This is a genomic window from Capnocytophaga canis (assembly GCF_000827555.1).
GTDB classification, from domain to species: Bacteria; Bacteroidota; Bacteroidia; order Flavobacteriales; family Flavobacteriaceae; genus Capnocytophaga; species Capnocytophaga canis.
On record NZ_CDOI01000090.1, the window covers coordinates 23,322 to 42,123 of the forward strand.

The window sequence follows — 18,802 nt, forward strand, 5'->3', positions numbered from 1 at the left end:
AAAGTTAAAATCATGAAAAAAGACGCAAAGATATACGTTGCAGGACATCAAGGTTTAGTGGGGTCTGCTATTTGGAAAAATCTTGAAAATAAAGGTTTTGTCAATTTGATAGGCAGAACTAGTTCCCAATTAGACTTGACTAATTCCCAAGATGTGGCTAATTTTTTTCACGAAGAAAAACCTGAATATGTTTTTTTGGCAGCAGCAAAGGTAGGAGGCATTTTAGCTAATAATACTTATCGAGCTGATTTCATCTACCAAAATTTGATGATACAAAATAATGTGATTCATCACGCATACAAAAACGGAGTGAAAAAGTTACTTTTCTTAGGAAGTACATGCATTTATCCTAAGGAAGCTCCACAACCAATGCCCGAGGATTGCCTTTTGACTTCACCTTTGGAGTACACCAATGAGCCTTATGCCATAGCTAAAATTGCGGGTATAAAAATGTGTGAAAGTTACAATTTGCAATACGGCACAAACTTTATTTCAGTAATGCCAACCAACCTTTATGGACCAAACGATAACTTTCATTTAGAAAAATCACACGTTTTACCGGCGATGATCCGAAAAATTCACTTAGCGAAAGCATTACTTAAAAATGATTGGGAAGCTCTTGCTATGGATTTAAACAAACGTCCAGTGGAAGGTATTTCAGGGAAAAACTCTCAGCAGGAAATCAAAGCAATCCTTGAAAAACATGGTATTTTCGGTGATAGAGTTATTCTTTGGGGAACAGGAATGCCCATGAGAGAGTTTTTATGGAGCGAGGATATGGCAGATGCATGTGTTTTTGTCATGCAACATATAAATTTTAATGATACGTATGACAAAAATACAACTGAAATTCGTAATACTCACATCAATATTGGCACAGGAAAAGATGTTACTATCAATGAATTAGCACAATTGATAAAAAAAACAATCGGGTTTTCAGGAGAAATACATTTCGATACTTCAAAACCCGACGGAACAATGAAAAAGTTAACCAATCCTTCAAAGTTACACCAACTAGGTTGGAAACATTCCATAGAGTTAGAGCAAGGAATCGAACTGATGTATGCGTACTATTTGAGATAAAAATCTTAAATTCCTTAGTTTGGAATTTTTAGAAATTATTTATACTTTAGCTACCTTAAAACAGAGTTATACATAATGGACAGAGAATTGAGAATTTCGGTTATCGGCAGTGGAAGTTGGGGAACCGCTCTCACAAAGATATTAACATATAACGTCTCAAAAGTATGCTGGTATGTTCACAACGAAGTTGCTATTGAGCATATTAAAGACACTTCGCGTAATTTGAACTACTTGAGCGATGTGGAATTTGATACCGACAGATTGATTTTAACCAACGACATCAACGAGGCGGTTGCCTACGGAAATTGTTTAGTACTTGTTACACCATCTGCTTTTTTAAGTTCTGAATTAAGTAAACTTACTGTATCCTTGGAAGATAAAACCATCTTCTCGGCTATCAAAGGGATTGAACCCAACAGCGGACTTATTGTAGGGGAATATTTACATAAGTTTTATAATGTCCCGTACAGCAATATAGGTGTAATCGCAGGGCCTTGCCACGCAGAGGAAGTGGCTTTAGAACGCTTATCTTACCTAACAATAGCTTGTATTGACAAACAAAAGGCTAAAATCTTTGCCGAAGCAATGACAACATATTTCGTAAAGACAAAAGTTTCTGATGATGTTATCGGTATAGAATACGCTGCAGTGCTGAAAAATATTTACGCTATCGCTGCTGGAATTGCACATGGACTGGGATATGGTGACAATTTTCAAAGTGTACTGATGAGTAATTCCATACGTGAGATGAGACGATACATTAAACGCATCCATAAAATCAAACGAAATATTAACAATTCAGCTTATTTGGGAGATTTGCTTGTAACGGGATATTCGCTTTTCAGTAGAAACCGAACTTTCGGAAGCATGATAGGCAAGGGATACACGGTGAAAAGTACTATGATGGAAATGAATATGGTTGCCGAAGGGTATTATGCCGTGAAAAGTGCATATAAGATTAATAATAGCCACAAAAAGAAAAGTCACACTCCAATTTTAGATGCTGTCTATCAGATTTTATATGAAAATAGACGAGCTAAAAAAGTTTTTGCTGAATTAGTGAATCATTTAGATTAATCTTTTAAACATATATACATATGAAAAAATATTTTTACACGTTCCCTTTGGCACTTGCTTTACTGTTTGGATGCAATCAGTCCCATGAGCCAAAGTCCACTTCAACGGAGGAAACTTCTGTATCAAAAAATAAGGAGTTTACCCTTTCCACATGGATAACCTATAAACCTGAACGTACTGATGAGAGTTACCACGAGGAGTTTAAAAAATACAAGACACATGGTATTTCCGAAGTACTGGTAAATACCGAAGCCGATGTAGAAGGATTAAAACGTTTGGTTCCGATAGCCAAAGAAGAAGGAATCAAATTACACGCTTGGATAATGACTGTAAACCGCCCTGGAGACAAAGAAGCTTTGCAACACCCTGAGTGGTACATGGTCAGTCGTGAAGGAAAATCCTGTTTTGACCATCGCCCATACGTGGATTACTATCAATGGCTTTGCCCCACTCGGAAAGAATCACGTGAGCATATTCTGAAACTGGTGAGTAATTTGGCGGATGTTGAAGACATTGCAAGTGTACATTTGGACTATATTCGTTTTCCTGATATTTATCTACCTATCGGATTGTTACCTAATTATAACTTAGTTCAAGAAGAAGAATTGCCACAGTTCGATTTTTGCTATTGTGATGTTTGTGTGGCAGAGTTTGAGAAAACGCATCACAAAGATCCACGAAAACTTAAAAACCCTGCTCTTGATTTGGAATGGCGACAGTTTCGCTTGAACAAAATCCGCAATTTGGTAAACGATGCCGCTGAAATTGTACACAATAAAGGAAAAAAAATAACCGCAGCTGTGTTCCCTTACCCTGAAATGGCAGGTCAAATGGTACGTCAACGTTGGGACAAATGGAACGTTGATCGTGTTTATCCTATGATTTATCACAATTTCTATAACGAAGAGGTCGACTGGGTTGGTTTTGCTACACAACAAGGAGTTGAAGATATGAAAGGCAAAGAAACAGAACTTCACACAGGGATTTACGTACCTCCTATATCTGCTCAAGAACTAAAACAAGCTATCGAACATGCCAAGGCAAGCGGAGCTACAGGAGTTTCATTCTACGATGGTCCAGATATTTCGGAAGATCAATTAAAAGTAATTCAGGAACTTAGTAGATAAGCTATTCTGAATACAAAAATTATATTCAAAGTTTTACATCATAAACCTCTGAAAAAACAACACTTTCAGAGGTTTTAAATTTATTCTTAATAATTCGATACGAATTTAAGCCCCACGATGGAACCTATCAACGTAGTAATAAAAAACAATCTCCAAAAAGAAGCTGGTTCTTTAAAAATTAAAATACCTAATAAAGCTGTCCCTACAGCTCCAATTCCTGTCCAAACAGCATAGGCCGTACCTAACGGAAGAGTTTGTGTAGCTTTCGTAAGTAAGTACATACTAACAAAAGTACAAGTAGCAAACCCCGCATACCAAGCGTAAGAAACATTCCCTACAGTCATCTTGGCTTTTCCCAAACAAAAAGTGAAAGCCACTTCAAACAACCCCGCAATGACAAGTGTTATCCAATTCATTATAAATATTTTAGGTGTTTATCTTTTTAAATTTGGCAAAAAGTACGCTATTAATCCAATCAACGGTAAAAAAGAACATAAGCCATACACGAAGTAAATATCGGTAAGATCTATGACTTTTCCTAACACAGCCGACGCCAGTCCACCCATTCCGAAAGCAAAACCATAGAAAAACCCTGAAATCATACCGATTTTCTTGGGCAACAATTCTTGTACGTACACTAAAATAGCTGGAAAAGCAGATGAGATAATAATCCCGATAAGTACTATCAAAATAGCTGTCCAAGTTTCATTTGCATACGGAAGCAGAATAGCAAAAGGAGCAGCCCCTAAAATAGAAAACCAAATCACAAATTTACGCCCAACTTTATCACCAAAAATTCCTCCGAGTAAGGTACCCAAAGCGGCAGCACCCAAAAAGTAAAACAAATACATTTGAGCCTGTACTTCGGAGACTCCAAACTTCTGAATGACATAAAATTGGAAATAATTCGTAATCCCAGCGGTATAAAAATATTTTGAAAATATAAGTACCATCAAAATTACTACCGACATATTTATCTGAAAAGGAGTTAAATTAGGTAGAACTACTTCCTTTTTCTTAGTCTTCCGATGTATCTTTAGTACATTACTTCGCCATTTCCCAACAAAAGCTAAAATGATGATGGCAATAAAAGCGAAAACCAAAAACCAAAGGCTATAAATTCTTCCATTGGGAATAATAATCAAAGCTATGAGCAAAGGTGCAATAGCGGTTCCTGAATTCCCTCCTAATTGAAAGATGGACTGTGCTAAACTACGTTTTCCTCCCGAAGCTAAGAAGGCCACTCTCGATGATTCAGGGTGAAATATAGAAGATCCTGTTCCTACCAACAAAACTGCGACCAACACCCAAGCATAGCTAGATGAGTAAGCTAAAGTAATAATTCCCAAGGCAGTGATAAACATTCCGAAAACCTGTGCATAGGGCATAGGGCGTTTGTCAATGTAATTGCCTACTAAGGGTTGAAAAATGGAAGCCGAGATTTGATAACAAAATGTAATGATCCCTATTTGGGTCATTGTCAAACCGAATTCTTGTTTCAATTGCGGATAACTTGCGGTGATAACCGCCTGAAGTAAATCATTGAGCATATGAGCTATTGCAATTGCAAAAAGAATGGAGTAGACAGTTTTAGGTCTTGTTTGTTCCATAAATACATTAAAATAAAAAACCTTAACTTGTTGGTAAGTTAAGGTTTTAGGTTGTGCGGGTGAAGGGACTCGAACCCCCACGCCGTGAAGCACCAGATCCTAAGTCTGGCGTGTCTACCAATTTCACCACACCCGCAAGTGGTGTTTTGCGGTTGCAAATATACGTATTTTTTTTATAACACCAAATTTTATTTAAAAAAGATTTTTAATTTCTAAAAAATTACGCGTTTTACCATCCTCCAACCCCATTCTTAACCAGAATTTTGTTTAATATTTTCCCTTCAATTAGCTTCTCTATTTTTTATTTTTTTTATAAATTTGCGAGTTGATAATATAAAATATGGCTCCAATATACAACCAATTATTAATTCCTTACATAATTGCGATGGCGTTGGCTATTACGATGGGAGGAAGTGGAACAGCTCCTGCATTTTCTGCAAGTTACGGAGCCAATGTGATTCGTAAAAGCTTGATTCCAGGTATATTTGGTATAGCAGTATTTTTGGGAGCTTTCATCGCGGGAAAGAATACGGCAAGTACTATGGGAGGTGGTATTCTTGATGCAAACTATATGACCTTTGTAGTAGTTTCAATCGCTTTGTTTTCAGTGGCTATCACATTGTTAGTCTCCAACATTTTAGGAATTCCTCAATCAACAAGTCAAGCTGCCGTTCTTTCAATCGCTGCACCTGCATTCTACTTCGGAAAGTTAGACACCGTTAAATTGTTTGCTGAAATTATTCCATCATGGTTTGTACTTCCCATCATAGCTTATTTCTTGTCGTACTTAGCAGGAAAATACATCTACAAACCTATGCGAAGACGTGGTTTGACCATGCTCAGAGCTCAAAATGAGAATTTAAGACCCGTTTGGAGTACTATTTTAATTTTAATGTCGGTATATGTGTCCTTCGCCATCGGATCAAACAACGTGGCTAATGCTGCAGGGCCTATTTCAACAATGACTATCAACGAATTAGGACTAAAAACAGAAAGTGACTTTACTGTAATACTGATGTTGTCGGCGTTGATTATTGCACCTTGCTTTGGTATCGGAAGCTCCCTATTCGGTCATAAAATCGTTAAAAACACAGGCAAAGAAATCATCTTATTCGGAAAGTTTGAAGCTGTAATCATTGCATTTATTTCAGGAAGTCTACTCTTATTAGCCTCTTTAGTTAAAGGAATTCCAACTTCCTTAGTTCAAATGAATGTAGCAGCAATTTTAGGTATTGGCGTGGCAAAAATGGGAGCTAAAAATATCTTCCGTAAGTCACAAGTGAAACGCTTTTTCACTATGTGGATGATTGCCCCCACAATCTGTTTCTTCCTTTCTTTACTTTTAATCTATTTAGCAGATATATATGGATTCATTCTGCTACATTGATATATACAAAAAGTAATGTATTACTAAAAATATAATACGATAAATGTACTGATGATAAATTACATGCAAAATAGAGAACACGGATAAAAGATTACTCTCAGACTAATGAATAAAACATTCGCCTAATATCCTTAATCGATTTTTAATCAAAGTAATAGTCTATATACTTACAAATAAACAATCCTATGTTATGGCAACCAATAAAAATGCACAGTTGCGCTATAAAATCTTAGATGAGTGCTTTTCAAATAGATATAAAAATTTTTTTATAGAAGATTTAATACATATTTGTTCAGAAAGAATATCTGAACATTTAGGTAAAGAAGTCAGTGTATCAAGAAGACAATTGCTTGATGATATCAAATTTATGGAAAGTTCCGATGGATATGAAGCTCCTATTGAACACATTAGAGAAGGTAGAAAAGTTTTTTATAGGTACGAAAATCCTAATTTTTCGATACGAAACAGACCTTTTAATCAAGAAGAATCGGAAAGTTTAAGCGGTGCAATGGAAATTCTTTCTCGTATAGGATTAAATTGGTTGGAACCTTTACAGCTGAAATTACAGTCTATCATAAGTTTTAAGCAAGAGAAAATAATTGATTTTGAAGAAAATAAATTTCTAAAAGGGCTTGATTTTTTAAATCCGCTATACCATTACATTATTAATAAACAGAGTTTATTAATTCACTACAAACCTTTTGTTGAAGATGAAAAAGAATTTTTGATTTCTCCTTATTACCTCAAACAATATAATAACCGATGGTTTTTATTAGGACAAAATCATACGGAAAATTATCTACAAGTGATAGCTTTGGACAGAATTATAAATTTGGAACAAACAAAAGAACACTATATTGAACATTCTATTGATTTCGATGAGTATTTTGATGAAATTGTGGGAGTTACTCATATAAAAGGGAATGAAATAGAACAAGTAAAAATAGAATTATCAAAAAACATAATTCCTTATGTGATGTCCAAACCTCTGCACGGTTCACAAAAAATTAAGGGGAATATACTTACCTTTGAGGTACGATTAAATTATGAATTAGAAAACCTAATTTTATCGTATGGAGAAAGCATGAAGGTTTTAGCTCCTGAAACCCTGAAAAATAGAATTTTACATCGATTAGAATCATCTTTAAACCAATATTCTGAATAAAAATTACAATCAATGCAGTTAAATCGCACAAGTGCATTATATCTTTGCAGTGTAAAAAATAAAAAAGTTCTTTGAAATACCTATGAAAATATTGATTCGTTAGTTTTTAGGTTTCCTTTAAATTAACGTGATTGCTGGATTAAGCAATTAATCAGATCGGCAATTGGCTCGGCTCGCAACCGAGTAAAACAATGTTATCTTAAAAATTGTTTTTAGCTTTCAAAAGAGAAATATAATTTATTAATGGTATATGATGATTATTTTCTTTAAGCATAAAGTTTAATATAACATTTAACCTTTAATTAAATTTACAGAGGTTCATCCCATATTTTACTTTCACTAATACAAGGAAAGAAGAATAAAGTAATAGGTATTTCAAGGATTTTTTAAAACATTGGAGTTATGAAAACGCTAACAACAGAGGAAAAACAAGAGCTTAAAAACCGGTTTGAGAACATCTTATCGATAGATGATTTGGTTGAGGTTATCAACTATGTGTATCAGGAGTTGTTAGCAGGTAACGAAATCAGCAAAGACGATGTTTTGTCCAATGCCGATTTGTCTAACAAAAGATACCATACTTTTTCTATCAGAAAGAAAACAGGAGGTGAACGCGTAATTAACAGACCTATGGGTGCATTGGGAATGATGCAAAAAGCCTTGAGTGTTATTTTTACAATTTGCATGAAAATACACCCAAAAGCAATGGGGTTTACAGAAGGAAAATCAGTGGTTACCAACGCCCAATTGCACATAGGAAAAAATTATGTGTATAATATTGATTTAAAGGATTTTTTTCATTCGTTTAAAAAATGGCAGATCAAAAGGATTTTTACTCAAACTCCATTTCAGCTTCCCGAAGAAATTGCAAATTATTTAGCAAGTCTTTGCGTACATACAATAGACATTGATGGCAAAAAAGAACAAGTTTTACCACAAGGTGCACCGACTTCTCCTATTTTGACCAATATTCTTTGTAAGAAAATGGACATTGCTTTGGATAAATTAGCAAAAAAATATAAGGCTACTTATTCAAGATATGCCGATGATATTACATTTTCTTCTAATAAATCGGTGTTTAATAATCCAATTTTTCTACAAGAATTGGAAGCGATTATTCATAAAAATAAATTGCAAATCAATCCTAAAAAAACAAGGCTGCAAAAGAAAACAAACCGACAAGAAGTTACAGGCATTACCGTGAATGAAAAACTCAACACCACACGCAAGTACGTGAAGCAAATTCGTATGTGGCTCTATTTGATTGAAAAATACGGAGCAAAAAAGGCGGAAACCATTTTCCGAAAGGATTATATAAAGGAAAAAGGACACATCAAATACAATCAAAACCCAATGTTTTCAGTCATTGGAGGGAAACTCCTATACCTAAAAATGGTAAAAAGTCAGGAGGATAGTACTTATCAAAAATTAGCCCAACGATTCGACAAAATTTGTGGATTTAATGTTGATGCTATTTTAGATGTTTGGGAAAAAGAAGGTAAAGAAAAAGCTATGGAAGTTTTTGAAGCAACAAAAAGTGAAAAATGGAAAAAAATCCAAAATATTAGGAGCTTCTATTTTTGAACTTTCGATGATGACGAACTATCAGAAATGATTTTAGATAAAGACATATTATGAATGATTTTGTAACAGAATTTTTAAAGATAGGCAATTTTAGCTCTCGTCAAAAAGACAAGATGATTGAGTTGATAGCAAAAGATTTAACTAAACAAAAGGTTGGCGAAACAACAGAAAATGTACCGGTGTCTGTTATTGAGCCTGATGAAAAATCTGACAAGTCAAAAGATAAAGATTATTTAGGTGAAACCTTCAAAGATTATAATAATCCATTTGGAGAGAAATCGTTATCCAAGTTTTTACTTGCTTATAACCAAGACCCTTTGTTAAAATACACTTGGCATTCCATTGATTCAGAAACAATAGACTATAAAGATGAAATACTCGCAGTTAAGGAATATATAAAGAAATTAAGTGGCTCATCTGAATATTCCGTACGAGAACATCAAAGACTATTATTGGAAAAATTTGAAATTTTAAACAACAAATATTACGCTGATTCTCAAGCAAAAACACTATTAAAAGTGTATCTATCGGGTACGAACTTCAAAGAAGAAAAAAAGGAATGGAGCTCCAATAGAATTGACATCAATTGGGCGAGTGAGCAATTATTAAAATGGTCAGATGAAAATCCTGATTGTGTTCCTAATGCAAGCGGAGAATTAAAACAGCAGCAAAATGGAAAAATTTTCAAACTACCTAAGCAATTCAATTCGTATATGAATGGAAAAAGAGTTCGGGATTTTTCCGAACTCATCATTCACTGTAAAAATCTATTTCATATAAGGACTGATAACTCTTTAAAAAGTATTTTAGAATATAATATTGCTAATAACGAAAATTGGAAAACAAACTTTGATTTTCAATTTAAAAATTTTGCAGAAAATATTGTTTTATTTACTGATGTTGATAAGTTGGTTCAATTTTTTAGAGAATATATCAATTCAATAGAGACCTATTTTTCTGAAGAATACAAAACCGAACAAAAACAAAAAATAATTTTATCCTTCATAGAAGAAACGGGAGGCTTTGTTTATTTTACGATTCATCACATTCATCCCGAAAAGCCTTTCTATGGAAAAAGCTCTGAAAGTACGATTGATAGAAGAGGAAATACATTGACTAGTATGATAAAAAAAATCAACGGGATATGTGAATTGTACCTCGAAAGTGATTTTGAAAACGAAACAAGTTATAGAATTAATCTTTGGAATGGAGAATGGAATGATGGAGCAAAAAAATATACTCCAAAGCTGATGAAAAAAGAAAAAATAGAAAAAGTAAACGGTGTTAAACATATTTTAAAATTCAAACGATGATTTATTTAATTGACGAACAGGTTTTCCGTCAAGAAACCTACGGCTGGAATATCGAAAAACTTAATGAATATCAAGGGATTATAAGTACACATAAGGATAGTAAAAAGCTCTCCATTGAAAATATCAAGAAAGAAAAGATTGTGTTTTTGCACGAGTCTTTCCCTAATGAGGGATTAAAAAACCAACTCTATGAACATAACGCTCAAAATAGAGATTTTGGATTAGTGGTTTTTAGTGGAAGCAAAAACGAACGCCGAAAAAATGCAACGGGAAATCGAGTTGATTTACCTGTAAGTGTTTTCTATAAAAATTTAGAAATTTTCCTACAGGAAATAAAAAAAGGGAATAAACCCAATGTCAATTATCTACTATATGGCAGAAATCCCGAAGAAGAGAAAATAATTATTGATGAGATTGATAAACGAAATAATGAAGTAGATGCAGATCCCATAGTTGCTAAAAAAGAAAATATTATTTTTTTAACAGCCGAAAAATATATTGAAGATCCTTTTAGTAATATGGAATCAGAAACATTGTTTTCAGAGAAAAAAGTTTTTTCTGATAGTTTTTTACATCGTGATGTTGTTTTGCATTTTTTAAATGACAAAGTATTTGATAATTTGTACATTCCGTTATGTTTTGGCAATACGCTTTCCGACCTAAACGGGCTTCGGTTAGCGGCTCATATTCGCTGTACGCCAACTCCAAATCAACTAAAAAATATTTTTATTTACGGGGTTGTTCCGTATGAAAAATTGATACAAAATCCGTATTTCGACATTCTGAAAACGAAAAATGTATTTTATATTGACTATAGTATAAAAGCCTTACAAGAAGCTGAAAAAAGAGTAACAGAACCTTTTCTGCAAAGTGAATTAGCCAATGAAATTAGAAAAATACAGCTCGTAGCACCGAAAGATAATCACAGTATTGCCAATGAATGGGCAATTTATCGTTGGGCGAAAACTATTGAAAGTTCAGATAATGATATCGAAAAAATCAATGCGAAAATAGAATCTGATTTGTATTATAAGTATCTGAAAACCATTTATCCGATTTCGGCAACAGATACTAGTCTACAGAACCTAGAAATACAAATACCTCAAGACGAAAAACCTAAAATTCTTTATATCGATGATGAATCGAAAAAAGGATGGTCCGAAATTTTTGAAACGATTTTATGCCATAATAGTAAAATCGAACAATTTGACTATTTAGATATTGATTTTTCGCAAAACAGAGAAGAAATTGTGAATCAAGCTGTTCAAAAAATAAAGGCAGATGATATTGATATAGTCATTTTGGATTTTAGATTACATCATTCTGATTTTGAAAATAATGACCTAAAAGGAAACACGAGTATAAGAATATTACAGGAAATAAAAAAATACAATCAAGGAATACAGGTAATATATTTTTCGGCAACCAATAAAATTTGGAATTTGCAAAAATTACAAGCATTAGGAGCGGATGGATTTATCATTAAAGAAGCACCCGAAAATAGTATTGATCCCCAATTTACTGCTGATACCATTGGCAACTTTAAAGAAGTAATGGAAACTGCTGTAAAAAGAAAGTTTTTGAAAATAATATTCTTAATTTGTAAACAAATCAAGAAAAATATTGAAAATCAGATTGCTTTAAATCCGTTCGAAGAATACAATAAGTTTCTAAAAATTTTAATAACACAAATAAAAATTATAGAGCAAGCTATTTCTAAAATAGACTTAAAAGTGAAAATGTCAATGGATATCGTATTTCTGAGTGCATATAATTTTTTAGAACATTTCAAAAACTATTATTTTAAATATGATAACAAAGATTATAGATATTACATAGGAGAAAAAAAAGAAGATGTAAATAATTATTATTTTGATAGACAAAATAAATTTATTAAAAACAAAGATGTTATCAAAGATTTAACTTGGTTTTGTGCAATGGCAAATCTATTTATTGATTATTTTGAAATCTGTAGTCAAGAAGATAAAAAAGTGGAATACCTCAACAAGGTAAAAGATAAAAGAAATAACTATATCCACGAGGATAAATCATTTTTTGATGAGAAAGAAGTTATTATGGTTCTGTCTCTTTGTGAAAATATAACCAGCAAGTTAAAACCTTGATAAAGTTTTGATTTAACCTCAGAAAACAATATATTTGCTTTTCTGTAACCAACCTTTACTACTATGAACCCTCTCACACAAGAACAACAAGAAATAATAAACACCCTATTCTCTTTTCTAGAAAAAGAAAATGAGCATATCTTTATTGTAAAAGGAGCTGCGGGGTCGGGAAAAACAACTTTAATAAAGTACCTTATTGATAAATTAAAAGAAAATCAAAAATTGTTTAAAGTAATGGCTCCCACAGGAAGAGCTTCCAAGGTACTTCGTGATAAAGGTATTAATGCCTCTACCATTCATCGGGGAATTTATAATTTTGAAGATGTTATCATTAAAGAAGTGGAAAATCCTGATGACTCGAAAAAATCATATCACTATATTTATCCACTTCATTTCCCGAATGAAAACGGAGAAATAGTAATCATTGATGAGGCATCAATGGTTTCGGATGTAGAAACAAAACACGAATTATTTACTTTCGGTTCAGGAAAATTATTAAGTGATGTCATTCAATATGCTAATTTTTCTAATCGCTATTCCAAATTAATATTCGTAGGAGATAATGCCCAGCTTCCGCCAGTAACAGACAATGAGTCGAAAGCGTTGTCTGTTGAGTACTTTCAATCGGAACACAAACTGAATGTTCAAGAAGCCGAACTAACCACCATTCATCGGCAATTAGTAGATAGCACAATTTTGCAGAACGCTAATGAAATACGAAATTTATTAAAAAAGCCTAAGGAACAACGAAATACCTTTGAACTACTTATCAAAAATGAAGTAGAAGAAATTTCAAATATTGACCTTACTTCGCATTTCACCGATAAATTTCCAGAACCTAAAATCGGCAATGGGGTTATCGTATGTTATTCTAATCAAGGAGCTTATCAATACAATCAATCTATTCGTGAAAAAATATTTCCCAATAGCCCTAATGTGAGTATTGGAGATATTTTGATGGTTATTAATAACAATTATAATCAGGGAGTTTTCAATGGAGATATGGCAACGGTTACCGAAGTATCTGCGGATGTAGAAGAAATAAAAAACATTCCTGTATATGAAAAAGGGAAAAAGATATATGTAAATTTTTCTTTCCGAAATGTAAAATTGAAATTCCCACATCTATCAGAAGAAGTTTCCTGTAAAATCATTGATTCACTATTAAATTCTCCTTATAGAGACTTGAATGTTACGGAAATGAAGGCTTTGTATATCAATTTCGTAATGCGTTTTCGTGAAAAATACCCTCAATACAAAGAAGGTTCGCAGGAATTTAAAGAAGCTCTAAAAACAGATCTATATTTCAATGCTTTACGCGTGAAATATGGCTATGCTATCACCTGCCATAAATCGCAAGGTGGCGAGTGGGACAGTGTTTATGTGGATTATTCGGGAAGAATTGGACTATACGATGATGCCCTAAGATGGTGCTATACGGCAACTACTCGGGCAAAAAAAGAACTATTTGTTATCAATCCACCTAAAATAAATGGATTCCATCGCTTAGAAATAAGACCGATTACCAAAATTGGAAAAATTGGAAAAGAATTTTATCAAAACACACACACTTTTTCAACACCTTTTCACACTGAAAACGCACATATTGCACTGCGTTTGAAATATCAAGAGGTGGAAAGTAAACTCCGTAGCACGCCTTTTTCCATTGATAGGATAGTCTCAAGCAACTATTTAGAGAAATATTTTTTCAAGATAGAAAATGAAATCATTCAGATAGATTGGTATTATGACGGAGCAGGAATATTTAAAACCTTACAAAATCGCCATTATGAAATTGAAAATCAACTTATTGAAACACTTAACGCTCCTTTTTATCACGAATTTGCAGTGAATTACTCAACGGAAAATTCACTTTTCAAAGAATTATACAACCGAATATTAACCGCTTGTAGTGAATGCGAGGTTCAAATTACCAATATTGTGGAACACGAAGCAAATTTTCACATCAATTATTACCTAAAAACAGACGCAAAATTTGCCTATCTACAATGTTATTTCACAAAAGATAAAGGTTTTACCTCGGTGCTTCCTTTTTCTGAACAAGGGAGCGAAGATGTTGAATTACAAAAGCTAGTGAATTTCATCAACCAAAATTAAAAACTTATGACAACCGTTACCGAACTCAGAAAAGCAGGAAAATTAAAAGAGGCTTGGGAGTTAGCAAATAGTCAATTAGAAAAAAATCCTAATGATATTTGGGTTAAGAGAGATTTGGCTTGGGTGTATTATGAGTATTTGAAACAATACGCTTCTGTGCAAACTTTCACTCAATTCAATAAAATTATAAACAAACTACTTGTTCTACAATTGCCTGAGGAGGAAAATATATTGTATGAAACGGTAGGTTGGCAATTTGTAAAAATAGTAAATAATATTTGTAGACAGGGAAATATTGATTATTCAAAGATAAATACACTTTTTGAACATTGTAAATCCTTGTATTTTCAACAACCATCAGATTTGTACTCTGCTATACTAAAAAATTTTCATAAGGCGTATAAAAACAATCATCAAAAATACATTGAATTTGTTGATTGGTGGGATTTAGATAATTTACAAGAGAAAGATTTTCAGAAAGAACATTATGATGGGCAAGACATAGCTGCATTAGCTGACCAAGTATATTGTGCTTATGCAAAACATCTGTTGCCTTTCAAAAATATTTATCAAGAGACTATATTTGACAAAGAAAAAGCGGAGAATTTTCTGCCTAAATTAGAGGAAATAGCAGCCAAACATCCAAATTATCAGTACATTTCGTATTATCAAGCGAAAATACTTTTAGCTTTGGGAAATAATGAAAATATGCTTTCTGCCTTATTGCCCTTTGCTCGAAAAAAGAAAAACGATTTTTGGGTTTGGGATATTCTTGCAGATGCTTTTTATGAGGATAAGGAAAAAGTTTTTGCTTGTTATTGCAAAGGATTGCTTTGCCCTGCTGATGAAAAAATGACGACCAAACTTCGTGAAAAAGTAATTCCTTTCTTTTTAGAAAGACAACTTTTCAATGAAGCCAAAGCAGAAGTCGATACAATTATTAGGATCAAGAAAGCTAACGAACATAAAATTCCTGTCCAAATAAGCTCCTATCAAAATACACAATGGTATCAAGGAGCTAATGCTAATCAGCATAACCGTTCAATATACCGACAATTTGCTACTTCTGCCGAAGATATTTTATTTGGAAATCTTGCAGAAGAAGTAGTCATTATTGAGAATATAAATTCTGATAAAAAAATAGTGAATATAATCACACAAAATAGCGAGCGTCTATTTTTTAAATACGACAAATTTTTGAAAAATCCTCAAATAGGCAAAACTTATAAAATTCGTTTTACACAGAAAGAAATAAATGCCCCAAGCAAAGTAGCAACACTGTCAGAATATCAGGATACTAAATTAACCGATAGTTACATTAAAGAATTTTCAGGGAAAATAAATATTCCAAAAAATAAAAATTTTGGTTTTGTAGATGACATTTTTATAAATCCACAACTTTTCCAAAAATACGACTTAACAACAGGCGATTATGTAACAGGAAAAGCAATACAAACCATTGATAAAAAGACAGGAAAACCCACTTGGAAGGTGTTTTCACTATCTAAGAACCACTAAATTGACTTCCATACTTAAATCTCTATATAAACAAGTTATCTGTCAATCATTCCTTTAATAAGATTATTGAGCCGTGTTTTAAAAAGTATCATGACATAAAATACCATTCCACATTACCTAGATCAGCGATTTTAGTAGTTGGTAATTAATTCTAATCACTATACTAGTTACTATCTGTTTAGATAAGATTCTTTTGCTTTTTTGATTTGTACCAAACGATAGTTTTTCGTGGATATTGGAAAGGTTGCCAATTGGTTTTCACCGATTATTTTTTGTAATTCAATGATAACACTGTCGGCTGAATCTCGGTTTTGAAGCCCGTGAATTACGAACCACGTTTCCTTGACGTTATATACATCTTGTGAAATGCTGATTTTATCTGAAATTACTTTCAGTTTTTCGACAAGTTGCGTCTTTATTACTTCTCTTCTACCTTGTGGAATATCCATCAAAACGACTTTCCACGAACTAGCCTTAGCATCATCAACAAACGATTCTTTCTCAACGTCAATTAGATTTTCTAAAAGCTCTTTAGCTTGATTACTTTCGTCCGTCTCAGGGTAGTTCATCTGTATTTTTAAAAGCTCCTCTCGATACGGTAAGATACCTTCCAAACGAGCAACAACATTTGCCCGAAGCATATCCAGTTTTGAAGCCATAGCTGTTTCCCTAAATGTGGTACCTTCCTCGTTCAATCGCTGTAAAACCTCGACTATTTTACCGTTATTAAACTCTACGGTAAGCTCTTGTAAAAACTGTTGAGCTTCTAAATCACGTTGTTTTCGTGAGGTGTCATTCCCTTGCAGAAGCTGTGCATAATCTGATTGTGGATAACGTCCCAACAAGTGATTTTTCACAGTTTCCGCCTTTGGACTATTCAAATATCGGTAATTCTTATAAAGTTCATAGAGCACTGCAGACTCAACAATTGGTTCTGGGTTAAATCCAAGTACTCGCTCCAATCGATCAATAGCCAACTCGCTATCATTAAATTTAGCTTTGTACAAAATCCCTAATTGAAGTAACGCCTGATTTCTATCTCTTTCCAAACGTTTTATTTCTTCCTCATTTTTAGGTAATTGTGATGAATAAAAATCGGGGGTTATATCTTTTTTAGGTACATTTTCCTCTCGCCCTGTGGTGGCTGGATTTATTTCTATTTCTGTTTGTTGTTTTGCAGACCAACGCCAATTATCTTCCAATTTTCGATTTCCCCAATACTGCTGAAATTGTTGCTTTCCGTAGGCAACCGCCATAGGATTGTAAAAATAAAATTTTCCTCCTTTTGTCTCAGTCGCGTTTTGCAAAGAAAAGCCCATCCCTTGATTAACTGTTGAGGAACTCTTCATTTTTTGTTCTGTTTTTTTCTTTAGAGAATCAATATGTCTTTGAAAAAATGCAACTCTATCGCTATCCGACATTTTAATGATTTTCAGAATACTATCATTTTGTTTTACAGTATATTCTAATTCGGTGATTTTTGCTAAGTTTTCTTTCTTCCGTTCCACATAAAGATGTTCAAACGTATGCTCAGGAATATAAGCTAAGGTACTATCCAAATGGTGATATGCTCCTGTATAATCCTTCTGCTCAAAAAAAATATCTGCTAAACGTTCATGAGTTTTAGCTTTCAACGGATTATTTTCCTTATTATTTTTTAAAGACCTGCGGTAGTACTCAATAGCCATTCTCCTACTATTCTCTTCAATGAGAAAAGCGTGAGTGAAATAAAGTACGTCCAAATAATCTTTATGTTCGTACCGATTTTCTAATTTAGTCAAATACGTTAGAAATTCCGTTTTCTCCTCGGGAGTAAAATCTCTGTTACGAGCTTTTCCTGCCTGAGCCTCAACCCATAGTTTACGAGGAATTTTCCAATTTAGTTTCACAACCTTTTCAAAAGCTATCGTTGCAGAATCACGTTGCTTTTGGTGCTCATAGAGTTGAGCGGCAATAAAATAATATCTCCCACGGAGTGTTTTGCTGGATGTATATTTACCTGCTAAATAAAGTGATTCGGCTGCCTCGGGATACATTTTTTGATTGATATACGCCTGACCCAAAGTAGCATAGGCTTCAGCTCGATCTCTTTTGCGTAACTTTTCTTTAGAAAGTAGTTCATTCAACTTTTCAATAGCAATTTTATCTTTGCCTAAACGCATATTGGTCTTTTGTGCCCATATCGCAGACTCGTTAATGCGTTCACTCTTCCCATAATTAGTAAGTAGGTGATTAAACGCCTCCAAAGCTGGTAAAAACCGTTCGTTGTAGTAACGAGCCTTACCAAGCAAGATATAGGCATCGTCAATCTTGTAGTTACGTTGTTCGCCTTTAAATACCATCGAGTGAAGTTGAATAGTTTTGATGGCTTTTTCTTCAGCACGTTCAAAATTTGGGTTCTCAACCCCTTCCAACTGAACTTTACCCGTCATACGTATGGGTTCTACTGGCAACAACTGACTGAAATCATCCTGATATTGCTCATGCAACTGTTTCAACCCCGATTCAAAAGCCTCTTCTCCATTGAAAAGCACATTGTATTTGGTTACAATCGGCTGCATTTGTCGATTGTAATAGGTATTTGCTTTGGTTGTACAAGCGTTGATTATCAATAAAATAGATATAAAAAAGACAGTATATATAAGACGATACTTCATTTTGACATTTTTACCAAGTCACGAAGTTACTATTTTTTCG

At 33.5% G+C, this 18,802-nt stretch carries 13 protein-coding genes and 1 tRNA gene; 10 read left to right on the top strand and 4 right to left on the bottom strand.

The window, feature by feature from the left end; all coding sequences use genetic code 11:
* Positions 1-12: 12 nt before the first annotated feature.
* From CCAND38_RS02515 to CCAND38_RS02525, 3 genes are all read left to right on the top strand, one after another.
* Positions 13-1,083 carry a GDP-L-fucose synthase family protein gene (locus CCAND38_RS02515; protein ID WP_042343621.1) on the top strand — a complete coding sequence of 357 codons (1,071 nt, stop codon included), beginning with the start codon at positions 13-15 and terminating at the stop codon, positions 1,081-1,083.
* A 75-nt stretch (positions 1,084-1,158) separates the two neighbouring features.
* Positions 1,159-2,160 (top strand): NAD(P)H-dependent glycerol-3-phosphate dehydrogenase, encoded by a 1,002-nt coding sequence (locus CCAND38_RS02520; RefSeq protein WP_042007602.1) that lies wholly within the window; start codon positions 1,159-1,161, stop codon positions 2,158-2,160.
* 20 nt (positions 2,161-2,180) lie between these two features.
* The gene (locus CCAND38_RS02525; protein WP_042343623.1) at positions 2,181-3,287 is read left to right on the top strand and encodes a putative glycoside hydrolase; all 1,107 of its coding nucleotides are present in this window, start codon (positions 2,181-2,183) and stop codon (positions 3,285-3,287) included.
* Positions 3,288-3,373: 86 nt separating this feature from the next.
* Here the strand turns inward: CCAND38_RS02525 and CCAND38_RS02530 are convergent, their stop codons facing one another.
* From CCAND38_RS02530 to CCAND38_RS02540, 3 genes are all read right to left on the bottom strand, one after another.
* Positions 3,374-3,703, bottom strand: coding sequence for a DMT family transporter (locus CCAND38_RS02530; RefSeq protein ID WP_042343626.1), 330 nt, complete (start codon positions 3,701-3,703; stop codon positions 3,374-3,376).
* Between the two features lie 18 nt (positions 3,704-3,721).
* Positions 3,722-4,897 carry an MFS transporter gene (locus tag CCAND38_RS02535; RefSeq protein WP_042343711.1) on the bottom strand — a complete coding sequence of 392 codons (1,176 nt, stop codon included), beginning with the start codon at positions 4,895-4,897 and terminating at the stop codon, positions 3,722-3,724.
* A 54-nt stretch (positions 4,898-4,951) separates the two neighbouring features.
* Positions 4,952-5,033, bottom strand: a tRNA-Leu gene (locus tag CCAND38_RS02540).
* 204 nt (positions 5,034-5,237) lie between these two features.
* Here CCAND38_RS02540 and CCAND38_RS02545 point away from each other — a divergent pair.
* From CCAND38_RS02545 to CCAND38_RS02575, 7 genes are all read left to right on the top strand, one after another.
* Positions 5,238-6,284: an inorganic phosphate transporter gene (locus CCAND38_RS02545; protein WP_042343630.1), complete on the top strand. Its 1,047-nt coding sequence runs from the start codon at positions 5,238-5,240 to the stop codon at positions 6,282-6,284.
* 190 nt (positions 6,285-6,474) lie between these two features.
* Positions 6,475-7,449: a helix-turn-helix transcriptional regulator gene (locus tag CCAND38_RS02550; protein WP_042343631.1), complete on the top strand. Its 975-nt coding sequence runs from the start codon at positions 6,475-6,477 to the stop codon at positions 7,447-7,449.
* Positions 7,450-7,851: 402 nt separating this feature from the next.
* Entirely contained in the window at positions 7,852-9,033 is a 1,182-nt protein-coding gene (locus tag CCAND38_RS02555; RefSeq protein WP_042343633.1) for a reverse transcriptase domain-containing protein, read from the top strand.
* Positions 9,034-9,083: 50 nt separating this feature from the next.
* Complete coding sequence (locus CCAND38_RS02560; RefSeq protein WP_042343636.1) at positions 9,084-10,346, top strand: hypothetical protein; 1,263 nt, start codon at positions 9,084-9,086, stop codon at positions 10,344-10,346.
* Complete coding sequence (locus tag CCAND38_RS02565) at positions 10,343-12,469, top strand: DNA-binding transcriptional response regulator (RefSeq protein WP_042343639.1); 2,127 nt, start codon at positions 10,343-10,345, stop codon at positions 12,467-12,469. Before CCAND38_RS02560 ends, CCAND38_RS02565 begins: the two co-directional genes overlap by 4 nt.
* Positions 12,470-12,532: 63 nt before the next feature.
* A complete protein-coding gene (locus tag CCAND38_RS02570) occupies positions 12,533-14,587 on the top strand; it encodes an ATP-dependent DNA helicase (protein WP_042343641.1) in 2,055 nt (684 codons plus the stop codon).
* A gap of 6 nt (positions 14,588-14,593) precedes the next feature.
* Positions 14,594-16,105, top strand: coding sequence for a DUF7017 domain-containing protein (locus tag CCAND38_RS02575; RefSeq protein ID WP_042343643.1), 1,512 nt, complete (start codon positions 14,594-14,596; stop codon positions 16,103-16,105).
* Between the two features lie 170 nt (positions 16,106-16,275).
* Here CCAND38_RS02575 and porW read toward each other — a convergent pair whose 3' ends face one another.
* Positions 16,276-18,762 carry a type IX secretion system periplasmic lipoprotein PorW/SprE gene (porW, locus tag CCAND38_RS02580; RefSeq protein ID WP_042343646.1) on the bottom strand — a complete coding sequence of 829 codons (2,487 nt, stop codon included), beginning with the start codon at positions 18,760-18,762 and terminating at the stop codon, positions 16,276-16,278.
* Between the last annotated feature and the right edge of the window lie 40 nt (positions 18,763-18,802).